Source organism: Dapis hubbardiae BLCC-M172, from assembly GCF_050016015.1.
Classification (GTDB): domain Bacteria; phylum Cyanobacteriota; class Cyanobacteriia; order Cyanobacteriales; family Microcoleaceae; genus Trichodesmium.
In genome coordinates, this window is sequence record NZ_JBNHEQ010000188.1 from 1 (window position 1) to 2,403 (window position 2,403).

The 2,403-nt window shown below is 31.5% G+C and carries 1 protein-coding gene; it reads right to left on the reverse strand.

Going from position 1 to position 2,403, the window contains the following annotated elements; all coding sequences use genetic code 11:
* Positions 1–1,518, reverse strand: a 1,518-nt coding sequence (locus ACP6PK_RS16955) for a DASH family cryptochrome (protein ID WP_426561068.1), incomplete at its 3' end; no start/stop codon positions are given.
* Positions 1,519–2,403 lie beyond the last annotated feature (885 nt).

Below are 2,403 nucleotides of genomic sequence, written 5' to 3' on the forward strand. Positions count from 1 at the left end.
CCTTCTTCCTTCTTCCTTCTTCCTTCTTCCTTCTTCCTTCTTCCTTCTTCCTTCTGTAATATTTAATGCTGTATTATAAATTTTTTCATTCTCCTTAACCGACTGCCATAAATCAACAATTGTTTGTGGATAATCTACCCCTATTTTTACACCAAATCTATCTTGTTCAACAGACAATAATTTCCAAGGTTCGTGTACTTTAGCAGCAGGCACTTTTCCTAATTCTGGCAACCAATATTTCACATATTTTCCTTCAGGGTCGTAATCTTTTGCCTGTTTAATAATATTAAAATAGCGAAAAACTCGCGCATCATTTCCAACTCCAGCAGTATAATTCCAATTTCCCCAATTACTACAAACATCATAATCTATTAGTAAAGACTCAAACCATTCAGCTCCCATTTGCCAATTAATTCCTAAATTTTTAGTCAGAAAACTAGCAACATTTTGTCTACCACGATTTGACATAAACCCTGTAGCCAAAAGTTCACACATATTAGCATCTACTAGAGGAAATCCTGTTTTACCTGCTTGCCACTTTTGAAATTTTTCCCAATCTTCTTGCCAAGGAATAACTACACCTTGTAAACCAGATTTATGAAATATTTTATTCCCATGTTTTTGACAAATAAATCGGAAGTAATCTCGCCAAAGTAACTCAAAAACTAACCAATAAGTTGATTGATTTTTAACTCTTTGATATTCATATTCTTTAACTTGTTCATAAATATAACGAGGCGACAAACATCCTAATGCTAACCAAGGGGAAAATTTAGAAGAATAATTTGCCCCTAACATTCCATTTCTTGTTTCCTTATAAACTTTTAAACAGTCTTGCTGCCAAAAGTAATTTTTTACTCTTTCCTTAGCAGCAGTTTCTCCCCCTTTAAATTCTAAAACTCCCCGTGAATCTAGTGGTGGTATTTCTAGGTTTAAATCAGATAATGTGGGTAATTCTCCTATCTCAATTTCTGGTAAAGATGGTAATTTTTGAATAGTTGGAAATGTAGGATTTACACTAGAATTTTTCTCTACATCTTTGCGAAAATTAGTAAATAATTCTGGTAATTGGTTAATCTCAAAAGGTAAATCATCTGGATGGTAAAGTGTATAACCCCAAAATGATTTTAATTTAACTCCAATTTGTTTTAGCGCCTGATGAACTGCTCTTTCTACTTTAACTTCTTCGGCAGTAACTTCTTGATGAAAAAATACAGATTTAGCAGATAATTGTTCAGCTAATCTAGGAATTGCTATTTCTGGTTTATCTTGAAAAATAACTAAATTACTACCTAATTTTTGTAGACTGTTACGCAAATCAACAATACTTTCTAGTAAAAACTTTGCTCTAAATACGCCTGTTTTAGGAAAGCCAAAATTTGTTTGACCAAATTGCCTTGGGTCTAAACAATAAATAGGAATAATTTGAGAATTAGCTTTTAGTGCTTTATATAGTGGTTCATGGTCATGGATGCGTAGGTCGTTACGATACCATAATATAATTACGTCTTGACTCATATTAATTTTGAGGAAATATATAATAGGAAAAACTAGAATTATTGAATGATACTAATATCCTTTATCTTTTTAGCAAAACCCAATTTTAGCAAGTAGGTTAGCATAAAGGTTCTTAATATTATAGACTGTTTGTTAAATAAGAGACTGTCTGTAAAATAAGTATTAATAAAAAAGTTTCACAACTCAATCTTAAAGCTTGAATAAGGCAAGGGATTGAAATAACTCTACAGAGAGAGAAGGTATGACTATTCATACTCAATCAGTTCTGATGAAGTTCCTGATAACAAATAATTGTTTTTTTGCCTATTCCCTATTCCCTCCATACCAGTTAAGTGTTCCCTGTTCCCTATCTTCTTCTTTCATATTTCCTGATACATTCAACCTCTAAGTATTAAGAGAATGAATAGTTACTAAAATCCAAAATTGGTAGTACTTCAAAGAATTGAAATCCAGTAGGTAGAGAGATATTAGTTCAGCAATTAACAATGAACAATTAATAATTTAATAATTAATAATTACCCCTTCTTTCAAGAAGGGGATTGGCTAAAAGGAATTTTTTTTGATTTATCCTCTTGAAAAGGGGAGGCTTTAAACCTTAATTGTTGAATTAATAATTAATTATTGACTATCAAATCTTAATTATTAATTATTCGGTAAATATATTCCTAGATGAGTGAAGTGAGAATATTTGTGTTGATTTCTTCCTCCCTACTCCCTACTCCCTATTCCCTATCTCATTTTATATTTCCTGATATATTCAATCTCTTAGAAGGCGGGTTTTTAGAACTAGATTGCTCTTAAATCAAGGCTTTTGCTTAAACCCACCCCTACAATTTTTTTACCATTTAATTAGACATACCTACTTACATAGGACTTACACAAAAA